At 35.4% G+C, this 15,189-nt stretch carries 19 protein-coding genes; 2 read left to right on the forward strand and 17 right to left on the reverse strand.

Going from position 1 to position 15,189, the window contains the following annotated elements; translation table 11 throughout:
* Window positions 1-10: 10 nt before the first annotated feature.
* Window positions 11-1,882, reverse strand: coding sequence for a chloride channel protein (locus SOLCA_RS13860; RefSeq protein ID WP_014681089.1), 1,872 nt, complete (start codon window positions 1,880-1,882; stop codon window positions 11-13).
* A gap of 401 nt (window positions 1,883-2,283) precedes the next feature.
* Between SOLCA_RS13860 and SOLCA_RS13865 the strand changes: the two genes are divergently transcribed.
* Window positions 2,284-2,922, forward strand: coding sequence for a Crp/Fnr family transcriptional regulator (locus SOLCA_RS13865; protein WP_245536713.1), 639 nt, complete (start codon window positions 2,284-2,286; stop codon window positions 2,920-2,922).
* A gap of 110 nt (window positions 2,923-3,032) precedes the next feature.
* Here the strand turns inward: SOLCA_RS13865 and SOLCA_RS13870 are convergent, their stop codons facing one another.
* The 11 genes from SOLCA_RS13870 to SOLCA_RS13915 all read right to left on the reverse strand — a co-directional run bounded on the left by SOLCA_RS13870 (window position 3,033) and on the right by SOLCA_RS13915 (window position 10,473).
* Window positions 3,033-4,322, reverse strand: coding sequence for a M28 family metallopeptidase (locus tag SOLCA_RS13870; RefSeq protein WP_014681092.1), 1,290 nt, complete (start codon window positions 4,320-4,322; stop codon window positions 3,033-3,035).
* Between the two features lie 57 nt (window positions 4,323-4,379).
* Window positions 4,380-4,946: a TPM domain-containing protein gene (locus SOLCA_RS13875; protein WP_157604574.1), complete on the reverse strand. Its 567-nt coding sequence runs from the start codon at window positions 4,944-4,946 to the stop codon at window positions 4,380-4,382.
* A gap of 246 nt (window positions 4,947-5,192) precedes the next feature.
* Complete coding sequence (locus SOLCA_RS22440; RefSeq protein ID WP_052308598.1) at window positions 5,193-5,399, reverse strand: hypothetical protein; 207 nt, start codon at window positions 5,397-5,399, stop codon at window positions 5,193-5,195.
* A complete protein-coding gene (locus SOLCA_RS22445) occupies window positions 5,387-5,620 on the reverse strand; it encodes a hypothetical protein (RefSeq protein WP_052308599.1) in 234 nt (77 codons plus the stop codon). Before SOLCA_RS22445 ends, SOLCA_RS22440 begins: the two co-directional genes overlap by 13 nt.
* 34 nt (window positions 5,621-5,654) lie before the next feature.
* A complete protein-coding gene (locus SOLCA_RS13885) occupies window positions 5,655-6,479 on the reverse strand; it encodes a radical SAM protein (RefSeq protein WP_014681094.1) in 825 nt (274 codons plus the stop codon).
* A complete protein-coding gene (locus SOLCA_RS13890; RefSeq protein ID WP_014681095.1) occupies window positions 6,476-7,126 on the reverse strand; it encodes a toprim domain-containing protein in 651 nt (216 codons plus the stop codon). The genes SOLCA_RS13885 and SOLCA_RS13890 overlap by 4 nt, the downstream gene beginning before the upstream one ends.
* An 86-nt stretch (window positions 7,127-7,212) precedes the next feature.
* Window positions 7,213-7,845, reverse strand: a complete 633-nt coding sequence (locus SOLCA_RS13895) for a nucleotidyl transferase AbiEii/AbiGii toxin family protein (RefSeq protein WP_014681096.1) — start codon at window positions 7,843-7,845, stop codon at window positions 7,213-7,215.
* 25 nt (window positions 7,846-7,870) lie between these two features.
* Window positions 7,871-8,332, reverse strand: coding sequence for a helix-turn-helix transcriptional regulator (locus SOLCA_RS13900; protein WP_014681097.1), 462 nt, complete (start codon window positions 8,330-8,332; stop codon window positions 7,871-7,873).
* A gap of 55 nt (window positions 8,333-8,387) precedes the next feature.
* A complete protein-coding gene (locus SOLCA_RS13905; RefSeq protein WP_014681098.1) occupies window positions 8,388-8,876 on the reverse strand; it encodes a GyrI-like domain-containing protein in 489 nt (162 codons plus the stop codon).
* Between the two features lie 6 nt (window positions 8,877-8,882).
* Window positions 8,883-9,722: a hypothetical protein gene (locus SOLCA_RS13910; protein WP_014681099.1), complete on the reverse strand. Its 840-nt coding sequence runs from the start codon at window positions 9,720-9,722 to the stop codon at window positions 8,883-8,885.
* 97 nt (window positions 9,723-9,819) lie between these two features.
* Window positions 9,820-10,473 (reverse strand): porin family protein, encoded by a 654-nt coding sequence (locus tag SOLCA_RS13915; protein ID WP_014681100.1) that lies wholly within the window; start codon window positions 10,471-10,473, stop codon window positions 9,820-9,822.
* Window positions 10,474-10,591: 118 nt separating this feature from the next.
* Here SOLCA_RS13915 and SOLCA_RS23220 point away from each other — a divergent pair, with 118 nt between their 5' ends.
* On the forward strand, window positions 10,592-10,756 hold the full coding sequence (locus SOLCA_RS23220; RefSeq protein ID WP_014681101.1) for a DUF6597 domain-containing transcriptional factor: 165 nt from the start codon (window positions 10,592-10,594) through the stop codon (window positions 10,754-10,756).
* 20 nt (window positions 10,757-10,776) lie between these two features.
* On the opposite strand, the gene SOLCA_RS13920 is transcribed toward SOLCA_RS23220, so the two are convergent.
* From SOLCA_RS13920 to SOLCA_RS13940, 5 genes are all read right to left on the reverse strand, one after another.
* Window positions 10,777-11,799: a hypothetical protein gene (locus SOLCA_RS13920; RefSeq protein WP_014681102.1), complete on the reverse strand. Its 1,023-nt coding sequence runs from the start codon at window positions 11,797-11,799 to the stop codon at window positions 10,777-10,779.
* A gap of 292 nt (window positions 11,800-12,091) precedes the next feature.
* A complete protein-coding gene (locus SOLCA_RS13925; protein WP_014681103.1) occupies window positions 12,092-12,667 on the reverse strand; it encodes an acyl carrier protein in 576 nt (191 codons plus the stop codon).
* A gap of 82 nt (window positions 12,668-12,749) precedes the next feature.
* The gene (locus SOLCA_RS13930) at window positions 12,750-13,421 is read right to left on the reverse strand and encodes a YiiX family permuted papain-like enzyme (RefSeq protein WP_014681104.1); all 672 of its coding nucleotides are present in this window, start codon (window positions 13,419-13,421) and stop codon (window positions 12,750-12,752) included.
* Between the two features lie 174 nt (window positions 13,422-13,595).
* On the reverse strand, window positions 13,596-14,024 hold the full coding sequence (locus SOLCA_RS13935) for a hypothetical protein (RefSeq protein ID WP_157604575.1): 429 nt from the start codon (window positions 14,022-14,024) through the stop codon (window positions 13,596-13,598).
* A gap of 485 nt (window positions 14,025-14,509) precedes the next feature.
* Entirely contained in the window at window positions 14,510-14,977 is a 468-nt protein-coding gene (locus SOLCA_RS13940; protein WP_014681106.1) for an SRPBCC family protein, read from the reverse strand.
* Between the last annotated feature and the right edge of the window lie 212 nt (window positions 14,978-15,189).

Consider the following 15,189-nt stretch of genomic DNA (forward strand, 5'->3'; position numbering starts at 1 on the left):
CGACTAAAAATCAATTCATTTTCATCAATTTTCTTCCTTTAATCAACACCTTAATTTGCTGTCTTTTTAACGACAGGTTAGCCTTGATTTCCTGATTTTCAGCAATACGGCTTTTATAAGCAGTAAGTACGTCTTTGAAAGAAAGTACACCAATCACGGTGTTTTCTTGCGCAGAAGAAACTACAGGAATTAATTCCTCCTCCCCTTTAGACATTAACTCAAGCGCTTTTGCTAAATTATCAGTGCTTTTTACAAATAAAGAACCCTTTCTTAGAATGGTTGCGAGTGTTGATTCGGAATCAAATTTAGTATTAAAAATAGCTGATAACGCAACCGTCCCGTTAAAATGCCCGTGTCGGTCAACTACAATAAATGTATTTTCTGATTGAACAGTAGTTTCAAAAAAAGACCTGATTTCTTTAATAGAATTCTCGGCACTTAACATTAATGCATCAGCTTTAACAATTTGAGCAACTGTAAGCTTCTTTAAAATATCCGGTTCATAAGAATCAGGAGTGGATACTCCTCTCCTTGAAATCTTTTCGGTCATAATGGTATTTTTCATAAAGAAAAAAGAAACCATGTAAGAAGCAGTACAAGCTCCTAATAAAGGTAGCAATGCATGCGATTGCATAGTAGATTCTAATGCAAAAGCGATGCTTGTTAAATAAGCTCTGGATGCCCCGGCAAACATCGCCGACATACCAATTAAAGCCGCCATAGATATGGATATATCTGATTCAGGAAAAATTCTTAAAATCAATATGCCTAAAATTGCTCCAGCAGCCCCACCAATTGTTAACAAAGGAGCAAGTGTTCCGCCTGAAGTACCACTCCCCAAGGCAACAGACCATGAAAGAAACTTGAAAAAGAATAAACTTAGAATAAGAGCAAGAGGTAAACTGCCTGACAAAACATCGGTTATATTACTGTAACCAACGCCTAAAGTAGCAGGTACAAAATAGCCTACAATGCCAACGACTAACCCTCCTATTGCCGGCCACCACATCCAATGGATAGGTAGTTTCTCAAATTGATCTTCAATAAAATAAACAATTTTTGTAATGGCTAATGATAAAAAACCAACGATAATACCTATAAAGCTATAGGTTCCTAATGCTATATTTGAAGAAATTGACAGATCAGGCATCGGAAAAACAGGGCCTGCTTCAAACAACAAATGATGACCGGCAGCTCCCGTTATACAGGCAAGAGCAACAGGCAAAATCGCCCTTGGAGAAAATTCAAATAGCAACAGTTCGATTGCAAGGAAAATAGCTGCAACCGGAGTTCCAAATATAGCCGACATTCCAGCTGTAGCTCCGGCAGCCAGCAAAATCTTCCGTTCATTAGAGGTAATGTGCATCAACTGGCCAAAAGTTGATCCCAATGCACCTCCGGTAGCGATTATCGGTCCCTCAGCCCCAAACGGCCCTCCTGTTCCTATAGCGATCGCTGATGAAACTGGTTTTAGATAAGTAATAGATGGTTTAATATTACTTTGGTTAACAAGAATCTGCTCCATTGCTTCAGGAATACCATGTCCTCTGATTGCTTTTGATCCGTATAAGGCCATTAATCCAACCAAAACACCACCAATAACTGGAATCAAAATCACCCAAACACCTAAATGGTTAGCTGCGGGAGCGTGTTGAATCAAACTAAACGATCCGAAAAATGAAATATTGGTGACCAAGTTAATAAGGTTGATAAGAAATTTTGCGATAATACTTATGGCTACTGCCACAACCACTGCCAAAAGTGAAATTTTTAAAAGACGCTTTTTTACCCAAAAGCCTCTTTTAAGGTCATCACCTGCATTCGTCATGTAATTTAAGGATGGTGAAATTGGAATCCCGTTGTTAATAATCGTTCTTTTCATGTTTTGTTAAAATTTGATCTTCAGCGCCTTATTGCATTGTAAAATCAGTTGCAATGATACAAATATCGAATCAAATAATATTGTATAAACAATAATAAATTACAATTAAAATGATTAAAATCATAAATTAATATTGTTTATACAATAATTTATTTACTATAGGGCAGGATTTAACTTCTGAAACATGAAACAAAAAACCGGGCTAATTAAGCTTTATTTGTTTTTTTATGTGGCCGGGTTGAGGGCAGATATTAAACAGCATGGCAGCAAGCCAACCTTTTTAAGAATCATACAATTTAATATGTATGTAGTATTATTGCACCTTATTGATATTGCGTTGAGGAATGAAAGAATGTAAAAACAAATGCGATCTGAAAACCTGTTTTTTATGCACGAAAAGCTTGCAGGATTGGCTTCCGGCAATAGATATTCACAGAAAAAACTTCGAAGTAAAAAAGGGGCAAACTATATTTAGCGAGGGTGATCCGGTTACCGGAATTTACTTTATATACAATGGGACCGTAAAAGTTCATAAGAAGTGGGATAAAGAAAAGGAACTTATCATCCGGTTTGCCAAACAAGGTGACATTCTGGGGCACTTAGGACTAGGAAATGATTCATTTTATCCGGTTTCTACCACTGCACTGGAGCCTGTAACGGTTTGCTACCTTGATCTTGCTTTTTTTGAAACGACCTTAAAGGTTAATAATGGTTTTACGTATGATCTCATGCGTTTTTTTGCTAATGAACTGCAAGAGTCGGAAAAGAGAATGCGTAACCTCGTGCATATGTCTGTAAAAGCCCGTATTGCACAGTCGCTGATTACTTTAAAAAATCAATTTGGTGTAAATAAAGACAACACGCTAAACATTGAAATTAGCCGGCAAGATTTAGCTTCTTTTTCCGGTTCTTCTTACGAAACACTTTTTAAAGTAATGAATGAATTTACACAGCAACAGCTCGTTAATGCTGCGGGTAGAGAGATTACCATTATAGACGAAGCTTCTCTTTTAAATCTGATTTTGCAAGACAATCTGTAATCTTTACTTAAGCCGTTGCGCGATTTAAATTGACTATTTACATCAACTCACAATGGGTTAATAAATTAAGTCCTGCGATTAGCTAATTCGCAGGACCTAATGTACCAGCCCTACTGCAAATCGGCTGTATTTACTCTTGATGGTGTATCTTTTCCTTGTATTATGGTTTTAGAACTTAAGGCAATTGCTTTGATAATCTCTACCATATTATCCATATCAAGTGTGCCGATTTCATCACTAAGTTTATGGTAATTAGGTTCTACATCCATTTTAGAAGTTGAAATGGTATGAGCAGGTACGCCCAAACGTGCCAAGGTAGCATTATCGGACCGATAAAATAAGTCTTGGTCGGTATATGGATCTGGGTAGAACTTAAAGTTGGTACCTGTAAGGTTTTTTTCCAATATTTTACCCATATCTGTTTTTTCATACCCAGTAATATAGGCTGAGTTTTTACCCCATTTACTTTCCGTCCCAATCATCTCTATATTAAACATTCCCACCACTTGATTCGGATTAAATTGCTTAGAGAAATACTGGGAACCAAAACCACCAATTTCTTCGGCATCAAAAGCTGCAAAAACCAGTGTTCTTTCGTTATTATTTAATGCTTTAAAATACTTACTCAACATTAGAACGGCAGTAGTTCCGGCGGCATCATCATTGGCGCCATTATAAATGGAATCGATTCCCTGAGGCTGGTTAGTGATACCTAAGTGGTCATAATGTCCTGAGAAAATAACATATTCATTGGGTTTAGATTTTCCAGGCAATACAGCAACTACGTTTTTCATTTTCTGCTCTTTGGCATCCTGGCTAATGGTGAAGCTATAAGTATCCGGAACATCGGAAGTTAAAACGAAGATTAGATTTGAACGTTGTTCAAATACCGGCATCGACTTAAGTCGGCTTAACCTTGGAAATAGTTTGTAGAAAGAAGTATCTACCCAAACAATGTAATTTTCTTCAGCAGAAAGGTATTTAAAGATAATCGATCGGGCATCATCACCCGCTTTTATTCTGGCGGTTTTATAACCGCTTTTCTCTGTAATATTAAGTTGTTTTGCCGGACTTATTACGATTATTTTATCTGCCTCAAGCTTATTATTGTTAAGGGTTAGGTCACTGCTCACAACCTGTGTGGTGAACATTGAAAAGCGTTGAAAATAATCGGCTTTCCCTTTCTCAGGTTTTAAACCTGCCGACTTAAACTCACCGGCTATGAAAACAGAGGCCTTGTCGGCCCCGTTTGTGCCTGCAGCCCGACCTTCCATAGCATCGTCTGAAAGTACTTTTTCGATACGCTCTACTTCGTTCTTATTAATAATCTTATCAATTGACTGTGCAAATGAACCGCCGCAAATGGCTATAAATGAAAATAATAGGGTTAGGTGTTTCATACCAACTAAGATAATAGAATGCTTGAAAAAAACACGCGCTATCTTAGTTGCTCCTTTTTACTTCAACAGGTCAATTAATGCTAAAACACTATCTTTTATCCCCAAAAAGTACGCCCCGCTTTTTAATTGAGGTGTTGCTTTACTAGCTACAATTTCATTGATCTGGGTGTTATTCAAACGATTGGCAATCCCGCTGCCTCCTCTCATAATTAAAGTGCGATGACCTAAAGAAAGTAAAATAATTACTCCATTATCCTTTTCAGGTTTACCAAGTCCCCATTTTTGAGCAACTTTAAGTGCATAACCGTCTAGATCATCTTTACTAACCATTGTGGCATCGACAGTGATAACGGCAATTTCAACTGTTGTTTTTCCCTCAAAATCTGAAATAATTTTATTTAACTCTTTCTCTTCCGAATCTTTAAAGAGATTTTCATAATCGCTTACAAAATTTATGGGCTTGGGCACTCCATCTTTGTAAGCAATCTGCGTGTTTGTGGCTTTAACGTATCCTTCATCCTTTTCGACTCTGGCCAAAAAGTCAGCGGATTGTGCTAATAAAGATTGACTACTAACTAAGGTAACAAGCAACAGTAAATAGGTTGCTTTAACAATTCGGTTCATTTGTGTTAATGGTTGAGCAAGCATACGATCACGACCAAACAGGCAAGATAATATGCAGTAGTGGTTTAATTGTTAATTGGTTTTTCCTTGCGAGAAAATTTCATGCAAATATAACAGTTAGAAACACACTAACGTTTAACACATTTTAACTATTGATTAAAAAAATATCTTTTATAGCCTCATCTACCGTGGAGCTAATTTATGATCAAAGCTGATTGCCCGCCTCTCCTTCCGTTAATGTACATTCTAGTAGTCGATGAGCTGTTTTAAATGATGTTCCAAATGTTCTACGTAGTCGTTGAAGATCCATTCCAATGTATGTCCATTACAAACTTTGGTAAGATTATCCGGCGACATGTGCTTTACAATCTCCAACAAATGTTTGTTGTAAAGGGTCCAAAAACCTATCAGATCCTTACTATTTCGCTCATTATAAAAACTTAACGCATCCATTGATTCTGATCATAATAAAATGATAGATCGTTCTCATATTGTGCGCGGATAAGACGTTGATGATTATTCGTTGCACTATCAATCAGGTGTCCCAAAATTTCTTTCTTACTCCATTTCGTCGGACTAGATTTTTCACTGAAATGTTGTTCTGATATCGATGATAATAACGAAGGAACAATTTCACACAAATAGTTAAGACGTTCTAATTGTTGACTTGGCATGTGGTGAATATTGATAAAAACGAATATAAGCTTTTCATAAGCTAACGTTGGGTATTTGATAAAGATAGGTATCTCTTGCTTCCGTTGCACCTTCAAGAACGATCCGGCCGTCAGGCTCAACAACATGAATGGGGCGCGAATTAAAATTAAGCAAACGAATGTCTAATCGGTTCATGTATTCTCTCCGATTCTGTTTTATTAATTCCGGAAGCATCCGCTGCTCTGCTAATGACAAATCATAAAGGCTCCGATTTTCCAATCCATATCCACGGGGAATAAACGGCAAAAAACTCACTTTCTTCATGCTATTTTCTAAACAAAATTGAATGATCCAATCCATTGCATCCAAATGATTGTGTACAATAGTTGTTTGAACCGAAGTTCTAATACCGTTTCTGATTAATCTTAAAATGGATTCGGAGGTTGAATGAAAAGCATTTTTACCCACTATGTTATTATGATGAATCTCATTGCCATGTAAACTCACTTTAACTTCAGTTTGTGCGAACTTTAATGCATGAATCAATTCATCTGAAACTAAAATCCCATTGGTTGTTAATTTCGACTTCCCTCCTATCATTTTTGTGTAGCTTATTAATTCAGGAAGTTGGTGATGAATAGTTGGCTCACCGCCACAGAAATGCATTGTTTTTACCCCGTTAGCCAGCAACCAATCGACACGATTTTTCAGTTCACTGATTTTAGGATGATTACCACCGTCGGGAGGCGCCAGACAGAAGCCACAACGTGCGTTGCAAAAACGGGTGACCCTGAAACAGATCATTAAAGGCAGATCAAGTTTTGATGCTAAGCTTGCAGGATACCGGGCAGAACCATATGAATTCGCTTGTATATTCATGATCTGTGTTCCAGGTTATTCATAAAATTACGCAGCCAAAAAGTAACGACGGCTGCTCCGCGCTTAACAAGTGCAGTATTCCAATCTTTGCAATGATGAGGAGGAATAATACGATAACAATTAGCGTTTTTCAGTAGGCTTTGATAGTGTTTAACATCTGCTTCACCGGGTTTATTGGCATCAAAGCCTAATAACACTTTTTTTCCGGCACATATGTCTGCCAGCCAAGGAGCGTGTCTTCCAACTGTTGCCAGAGATCCATATCCGCAAACCGCGAGTGATAAGGCATCAAATAACCCTTCAACAATAATGATGGGATCATTCTTTATGCCACCCAACACTTGCACCATTCCACCTCCAGGACCTATGGTAAACATTTTATTTTCATTACCCAGCTGTTGCAAATAACGTCCGTGAACGGAACATAAATTACCATTTAGATCATACATGGGGGTTATTACAGCAGGTCGTCCCTGCCAGTCGGGATCAAAACGTACTCCGGCCTGATCTGCGACTGCTAGTGGAATACTTCGCCGTTCAACATACAATTCCCCCGGGCTTCCTGCTAAGGGTAAGCCTCTGGCCAATCTTTCATGAGGAGTTTCAAGGGTTATTGGCATCAACAACGGATCGTTGAAACGAAGCACTTAGATGTATTTAATCTTTAGATTTCCAAAGATATTATGACAGAAAAATACTAATTAAATTACTGGACTACAATGAATAAACTAAATTATAAAGCTTCTGCAAAATCCAATTTAATGATTTCCCAATACTTTCCTCTCAGGCAGGTAGGATTAAAATCCGATTCTGCTTGTTCAAAATCTTTTAAATTATTAAGTATTAATAGCCGATCATGAGAATAGGGGTATCGAATCTTGTGCAAGTCAAGCATTCTATGTATAGAATAATTATCCAGTAATTCATGTAAATCCCAAAAATCCTTTTTTCGACCACCTCTTTGCACAACATCCATTTTCATCGCAACTATTTCATCTATTGTCGCCATTCGTACATTATCTATAACCAATGCTTCCTGGATAAAGCTATCCGTATAAAAGACATCCAGCTTAATTAAGTTGTACTTGTTATCACCAATGAAATAAGCTCTTCCCATCCCTGGCAGCATTCCCAGAGAACCCTCAACATATTTAAATTGCTGTTTCAAAAAAACATCAATTGCATCAAAATCAATTGATCCATACGTAGCATCTGTAAAAAGATCAATATCAATCGATATACGATGCCCCAACTGAAGACTTAAGGATGTTCCACCAACTAATCTAAAACTAGAAAACTCTTCTGCATTCATTAATAGCATTAAGTATTCTTTCAACAGCTCATTTACTGTATTCCAATGTAACATACAGCTTTTTCATAGATGTAATTTCTTATTTTAATTTGCCAATAACTGATTGAACTGTTTCCAACCCGTAAAATCGAATAATCTCCTGTTTTTCTTCTTCATTACCACGTTCAAAAATCCGTTTAATAACCGCTAATTTTTGTTTTTCCCAGTCTATCTTATCTATTTGAGTATCCCAAAAAATGACAGGGCGAATCAATGAAAGATCCGGATGATTAAAGGTCGAAAAACTTTGCTTTTGTTTTTTAATATCATAATGCAATTGCAAAGTCATTAAAAAACCTTCTTCCATTTCAAGTCTCTCTTCTATTTTAAGAGAGAGTCCTAAATTCATATCTCTTTTTCCTTTGATAATAGCATTTATGGTCTGAGGATATTCATTTAAAGACAAAGCAAAAGGCCCTTGTTTAAGATTCTTTTTCTTTAACTCCCTCTCAAGAATTGCCCCAGGATGGATACCTTTTAAAATGGATATGCTTTCATTCATACCGCAAATATAAACAAATTTGTTTACACAAATCTATTTACAATGTTCTCCTACTTTAACTTTTCTTCCTTATTGGCACCCAAACCTCTTCTTCAGAATCAGGATCATTGTTTTTGTATTTCTCGCCCAATATTTCGAAATGAGGCCTATTATTATCCAATTCAAATTCGGAGTTAGGCAACCATTCATTGAAAATATAATTAAAGGTTGGAGCGAAATCACTCGGCTTTCCTTTATAAAGAAATACCGCGTATAACCCGCCTGCTAACTCAAGGGATTCCATTTCAACCGGAACATTATCCAAGTCGGAAACTTCAATAGCTGCCCATTTATCAAATAATGTGGAGGGATTAAAATCCTTAATATCGAGCTTGCTATCATATACTTGCAATGAATATAAGTTTGAACCGATCGCATTTTCAAGCTCCTTTCTTCTGGGCATAAACCTACTCCATAATTCAAAAGTTAGATTTTTGGCAATGGACATTTGAAGTCGTTGTCCAATAAGTTTTTTAGGCGATAATGTTCTTATTTGAGGTTGCATTTAGAATTAATTTGATTTCAACTTTTTCTGATGTTCATTAATTTTATCCCAGGCTTCCTTGGTTATTACGTTCAATTCATTCTTTGAACAATCCCAAATAGAGATGTATTTTTTTGACATAACGAGATGTTGTTTCCATTTTGCAAAATTTCCATAAAGCATCAGCGTACAAATATCTGTTGATGTTATGTAGTCGCCCGTTTCAGGAAGATGTGAGTGCATCGATAATTCAACATTATGCTCTTCATCTGGTTTAAAGTTTATAGGAATAATATTTTTATGTAAACTTTTCTTTTCGGTTACCTTATTATTTTCATCAAATGAGATTAGGTAATCATTTCCAAAAATTACCACTCCGTTCACTTTAGGTCCGGTGAGAATAAAAACTTTTTTCTGCCCATTCCTTATTAAGGGAATCAGATTTAGGGAAGTATTGCTATAAGATTTAAACAACGTGTCAGCATCAAGAGTTTCAATAGCTTTTTTCCGCAATGCAAAATACTGCTGTTCTCTTGAGGAGAGTGCTCTGTCTTTTCCAATAACCTTTGCATTTTCCACTGAAAAGGTGCTGTCAAAAGAAATTGTTGCCAGAACCGTAGGTTTTTCGCCTTTAGACACAAACACACATTTCGTTATATTTTCTTCATCATATGAAAAATAGCCTCCAAAATTTGCCGTTTTGTCCTTAAAATTTTCAAAAAAGATATCGGTTCCATACCAGGAAGCCATTTCTGATCGGTAAAGTGCTTTCCCTTCATCAACAATGGCGGAAGTAACTTTTTTATCTTGAGCAAAAACATTGATGACGATAAAAAAGGAAAAGAAAAAGGTTAATGTATGTTTCATGTTAACTTTTTTGTTTTCAAGTAATTAATAGATCATAAAAACAAATAACACTATTAAATTAATAGCCCCACTATTTTAATTATTGTAAGCTTCTCAGCTATAAATGATAAACTACTCCAATCAAAAAATTAGTAGAATTAGTCATCACGCTGCCTGAATACTTATTGATATCTACAAGTCCAAGGTTATTTCTTCCTTCAAGTGAAACAGAAAATCTTTCGTTCATCGGAACTGATAATCCTACCCCTGCAGTGATACCAGCATCAAGACATTGATATAAACTTGTGTAATCAATTTTAGAAGTCGGAAATCCAGAAGCTTTTGTTGTTTCTTTCTGACTAATCAAAAAACCAACAAAAGGTCCGGCATTAATGAAAAACTTAACTTTGGAGCCGAATGTTGCTCTGGCAAGTAGTGGAATGGTAAGATAATCAAAGTTTGAATGCGCTTTAAATCCCTGTCCTTCATAAGCCCCTTGAGAGTTAGTTCCTTCAACATTTAAAACAGCACCCTTTCTTTCAAATGATAGATCGGTCTGTAATGAAATAGTATTGTTAATAGTATAATTAAACGATGCTCCAATTAAATACCCCAAAGTTTTCTCATAGTACTTAGGCAGAAAATTTGTACCTCTGATATTTGTTAAACTTGGACTAATAACGACTCCAACACTAATTTTTTGCTTCTCTTGACTAAATGATAAAAAAGGAATGATAATAAGTAGGGATAGTAACGCTTTTTTCATATTCATAAATGTTTGTGTTCGAAGATAGAGTTATTTAGAACCGGACGAAAACACTTTCATCAATCTGATGTTAAGCTCCTGTGTATAAATACTATATTTGTTAAATACACGACCTACTATAAAAATGCTGTTTAAAGAAATTATTCCGGGCGAAAAGTTGCAACCATATGTGAAATGTTTTTGGATATTGGAGTCGGAAACAGATGCAGCATTGGAAGACACCCTATTTCCAAGCGGCTTTATGGAAGTGGCGTTTAACAAAGAACTTCTTTACTTTAAAAAGTCCTGAAGTCGGGACTTTTTAAAGTGTTAACAACCACATTCACCATAAAAATTTAGGAGTATTGTTGAGCCCTTTTTATTCTTTATAATTATTCTACCTCTTTTTAACCAGGTTTCATCACTATTTCGGCCTTCATCTTTGCCTTTAATTATCATTTCGAAGTTGTCACTTTTATAGTATTCAATGAGGCTATTGTCATCATTTTCTTTAACATCAACTTGAGTAAACTTTACTAAACTTCCATTTACTTTCATGTAAGAGGTTTGTTCATAATTGTTTACATAAATGAACCTATTATTCTTAAAATCATTCGTATCAATAGAAAAAACGCAAGAACAGCCATCTATTTCTGGGGGAAGGGTTGAAAATGAACCTATTCTAATTGTATTTCCAGATGAGTCGGTTACTCTCCATTCTTTAACCCTTTTAGAATCATTAGTCGAATAGCTAACTTTGGGTTGGAGTAGTTCAATTTTAGTGAGAACGGAATCAACCTGGATAACATAGTTATGATCATTCCTGGAATATTCATCGGAAATCACAGTTGTCAGATTCAAACCATCCCCCAAAACATTAAAATTGAGATAATTTGATACTGACTGTCCACCATCCCCACCGTTAACAGCAATTAAATCAACTCGTTCTAATTGTTCAGATGATTTATTGTATGTGATATTATAAAAAAGATTGTAGCCAGTTTCATCCATCCATATAATTGAAAATAAAACAGTTTTTCCAGCATCTTTAAAGTCAAAAAAATAATATCTTGAAAATAGATCAAATTTAATCGGATTGCTATTATCATTATCAACCGTTCTTTTATCAAACCATTTTTTAAAGAAACTGGAATCTATGGGAGTTAAGGTTTGGGCATCTAAAGAATCAAGGTTATAGTACTTCCTACGTTCCATCGAAACTTTACGAATATAGTCGATAGGGAATTTTTCTTCAATTGCGTTATTTTTAGCTGCACTTGCTTTTTCATTTTTGCTTGAACATGCAGAAATAACAAACAATAGAATAATACTGGCGATTTGTAGATATTTCATAAGTAGGTTGAAAAAGCATCAGCCCAAACAAGTCTTAAGTTTCCACTTAAAGTTTTGGATATTATCTTTTACTTATCCACATGAGAAAAAGTTTCTTGTGTACAGAATAATCATAGAACTAACTTTTATACTCAAGTGCTCTAGTCAAAGTAACTTCTACCCAATGCATATTGTATCAATCAATACCCAAATCATTCGTAAAACTTTTTTCTGGGGTTATTTCGCTTAATCTAATGCCAGTACAATCGGAAATAATATGATTAATGATTAGCTCAACTTCTCGACGACTTATTTAAACACTCTTATTTATATTCCTATAATTTAACGCCAATACTCTCCGTACAAAATCCCTTATCGTTGCCGGATTAAATTCTGTTCGTTTGAACCTAAGTAAATAAGACAGAACAATCGTAGCTACTATTCCGATAATAGGAAATAGAGTAACTTCGACAATTAAACCTCTGTAAATAATACCAACAATCGCACTACCAAAGATAGAAAGTGAGCTAAAGGTGAATAATGTATAGGACCAAAATTCGGGGAGTACAAGATTCGGAAATTCTAACTCTAAATCCTGCTGAAGTATTTTCCAATTCTCTCTTCTGTTCAATTGGGGAATAATTTTATTCAACTGTACATTAGGATGAAAGTGTTCTTGGTTGATCTTAAAAGTTTCTACAAAGGAAGACCTTAACCGATAAAATAGACTCCTTGATAAACACGATTCGTTTATCTTATTTTCGACGTACTTCCAAACCAGGTCGTGCAAATCGCCAACAGTATAAACTATTTCGGCTTCACGATCAGGTATGGAGATATCAAATGCATTCTCAACTTCAACTAATATTTCTACGCTATCAAGCCCCATGGAGTGTGTTATTATATTGCTAAAAGTAATGTATGTCAACAAAAATTCCTGAAAGAGCAGTTTATCGGACACGGATAGACAGCTATTCTTCCTTAACCGTTTCTAACAACTCACTCTCGAAAATACTGACTGGAGAAATTACTTTTTCATCTTCAGGAATGTTATTTCCATAACGCTCTTTCATCTTTAATTTCAACGCTTTACTGCTTAGGTCAAAATCTTTCAATCTTTCGAGTTTACCAATTTCAATGCTTGTCGCTCGCTGGTAGACTTTCCAAATCAGCTCAGAACAATAAATACGATCGTCTGACCAACCAAAATAAATGTCATAATCCTTTCCTTTTAGCTGATTGCCGACAGCTTTCATTTTTTTCAGCACTTGAGGTGTCAAAATCTGATCAGCATTTTTCAAACGCTTAACTACATAATGCCCGTCCCTTCCTCTTGCAACCCACTTATCTAAAGGCGTTAATTTAACCGGTTGAATGGCCTCAAATACGAAGCAATTTTTACCCTCTTTATAAATCAACCCGCAATGACTGTACTTAGAGTGGGTAGCAGATTGAATTGCCTTGCTTTGCGATGATAAAGAGGTTTGAAAGATGAGATCACCATCTCGCAGATCATTTGTAAATGAATTTTCTATCGGCATTATTTTTTTCTGCCCAGAATCATACTTTCTGCTAACTGTAAATGCTGCAATAAGGATAAAGCCGACAACAATAATTAATTTAAACTTAGTTGAATCTGTCATAGTAATTGATTTTAAGCCGACGTAATAAATAACAAGCAAAATTTACAATCAGACCGTTACTGTTAACAGATGTTTTATAAGCTGTTTTCCGTCAGATCCTAATAATCGTAAAAACTCCATGCTAAAAGGATGATGTGATTTATTTACAACAATATAATAAGGTATTTATTGCAACTAAGAACATTTCTCCATTACCCATGTGCCTGCATGCATAATTGTGATAATATTTCCATCATGATCTTCAAAAGACATATCCATATCCCACTCACCTACAAACTTTCCATCCTCAAATACACCTGAGTAATGTATTTTCTGAGATGGAAATTCAGGGAAGACCTTTCGTTGCATATGCTCATCAAATTGCATTAAGCAAGGATATTCTTTTATGAAACTGGTAAAGTTATCTTCAATAAAACCGGTAATTACAGCTGTATCCTCAAAAACATTGGTACCAAAAATATCTTCGCATGTACCTTTCAGGTTACCATTAATGACAGTCATATTTATTATAAAGGGGGTTGAAGTATGCCGGATTCCATCCGGATAAGTATCACCATACATATAATGTCCTGACCATTTGCCAGAAAAAAATTGATCGTTCACAGGTAGATAAACTAAAAATGCATAATAATTAAAGCGGAGCACTTTATTGAATTACGCAATATTAAAATAAAAAACCGCAAACCTATTAAACAAGACCTTATTTAGATTCCTTCTAATCAGGTAGTTAAAGAAATTACAGTCATTTGATTCGCAACCGTTTGATTTCAATAATAATGCAAAAATCAGAATGTTTATGTTGAAGGCTTGCAGGAATCTGGAATGTACCAGCACCTTTATTTGGAGTTATGAGGCAACTATTACTCTTAATTGTTGAAAGTAGTAAGTGATGAACTATAAATAGAAGGCCAGGAATCTTCTTCATTAAATTTTTTAAATGATCACGAACCCCTTAAAAAAACGAATGACTCTTTTGATTATCATCCAATGTAATTTAGTTCATGCTATTTCGAAAATCATTCTATCTATAATTGAAGTTGCTTAACAAATAGCCTTTTCAACTATAGATAGAATCTTATTCCATTTAACTATTTATTTATAACCGGCTTGAAATCCTTTGGATTAGGCTGGCCTTTACCCGTGGTGATCAAGTTAAATAAGCTTTCTTGTACATAGTGGGTCCATGCATTTGAACAGATATTGAAACACTCATATTCTGGAACTAACCCCTGATGAGTGAAACGGAGTTGAGCTTTATTATCCTTTTCCGAGATCTCAAAGCTGATTTTTGTACCTGTCCACTCAGTTTTATCTTCAATAAAGCTAAAGTAGTTTTCCATTACCAGCCAAACGACTTTTTTATCAGGTACAACCTCTATTAATTTCATTCGGCATTGATGAATATCTTCGACAGAATAAATAAACTCATCATTGAGCTTGTCTGTTCCTCCTTCAATTGCTACTGACCACCATCCGCGCACATTATTGATGGCCTTGAATACTTCTTGTGGAGTTTGGTCTACCAACAGTGTAGTAGTAAAATCTGATGTAGTCATTTTCTTAAGGTTTTAGAAGTTTATACCTCAAAGATATTGTCCAAATACTACTTAATTAGGGTGCAAAATAGACTATTTAACAGGTTTGTTTGGACAGGATTTTAGTACGAATGCTAAAAATGAAAGCTTTAATGAAGTTTAAATGCTTTATATACCAGACAAAGTTTCCCTATTCTAACGTTTTAACAAAAGAATATTGAATTCTTCTAAAA

Origin of the sequence: Solitalea canadensis DSM 3403 (genome assembly GCF_000242635.2) — a bacterium.
In the GTDB taxonomy this organism is placed as follows: domain Bacteria; phylum Bacteroidota; class Bacteroidia; order Sphingobacteriales; family Sphingobacteriaceae; genus Solitalea; species Solitalea canadensis.

Coding starts and splice junctions, on each gene's coding strand:
- SOLCA_RS13860 (WP_014681089.1), bottom strand. CDS start 1,882: ATGAAAAGAACGATTATTAACAACGGGATTCCAATTTCACCATCCTTA.
- SOLCA_RS13870 (WP_014681092.1), bottom strand. CDS start 4,322: ATGAAACACCTAACCCTATTATTTTCATTTATAGCCATTTGCGGCGGT.
- SOLCA_RS13875 (WP_157604574.1), bottom strand. CDS start 4,946: ATGAACCGAATTGTTAAAGCAACCTATTTACTGTTGCTTGTTACCTTA.
- SOLCA_RS22440 (WP_052308598.1), bottom strand. CDS start 5,399: ATGGATGCGTTAAGTTTTTATAATGAGCGAAATAGTAAGGATCTGATA.
- SOLCA_RS22445 (WP_052308599.1), bottom strand. CDS start 5,620: ATGCCAAGTCAACAATTAGAACGTCTTAACTATTTGTGTGAAATTGTT.
- SOLCA_RS13885 (WP_014681094.1), bottom strand. CDS start 6,479: ATGAATATACAAGCGAATTCATATGGTTCTGCCCGGTATCCTGCAAGC.
- SOLCA_RS13895 (WP_014681096.1), bottom strand. CDS start 7,845: ATGTTACATTGGAATACAGTAAATGAGCTGTTGAAAGAATACTTAATG.
- SOLCA_RS13900 (WP_014681097.1), bottom strand. CDS start 8,332: ATGAATGAAAGCATATCCATTTTAAAAGGTATCCATCCTGGGGCAATT.
- SOLCA_RS13905 (WP_014681098.1), bottom strand. CDS start 8,876: ATGCAACCTCAAATAAGAACATTATCGCCTAAAAAACTTATTGGACAA.
- SOLCA_RS13910 (WP_014681099.1), bottom strand. CDS start 9,722: ATGAAACATACATTAACCTTTTTCTTTTCCTTTTTTATCGTCATCAAT.
- SOLCA_RS13915 (WP_014681100.1), bottom strand. CDS start 10,473: ATGAATATGAAAAAAGCGTTACTATCCCTACTTATTATCATTCCTTTT.
- SOLCA_RS23220 (WP_014681101.1), top strand. CDS start 10,592: ATGCTGTTTAAAGAAATTATTCCGGGCGAAAAGTTGCAACCATATGTG.
- SOLCA_RS13920 (WP_014681102.1), bottom strand. CDS start 11,799: ATGAAATATCTACAAATCGCCAGTATTATTCTATTGTTTGTTATTTCT.
- SOLCA_RS13925 (WP_014681103.1), bottom strand. CDS start 12,667: ATGGGGCTTGATAGCGTAGAAATATTAGTTGAAGTTGAGAATGCATTT.
- SOLCA_RS13930 (WP_014681104.1), bottom strand. CDS start 13,421: ATGACAGATTCAACTAAGTTTAAATTAATTATTGTTGTCGGCTTTATC.
- SOLCA_RS13940 (WP_014681106.1), bottom strand. CDS start 14,977: ATGACTACATCAGATTTTACTACTACACTGTTGGTAGACCAAACTCCA.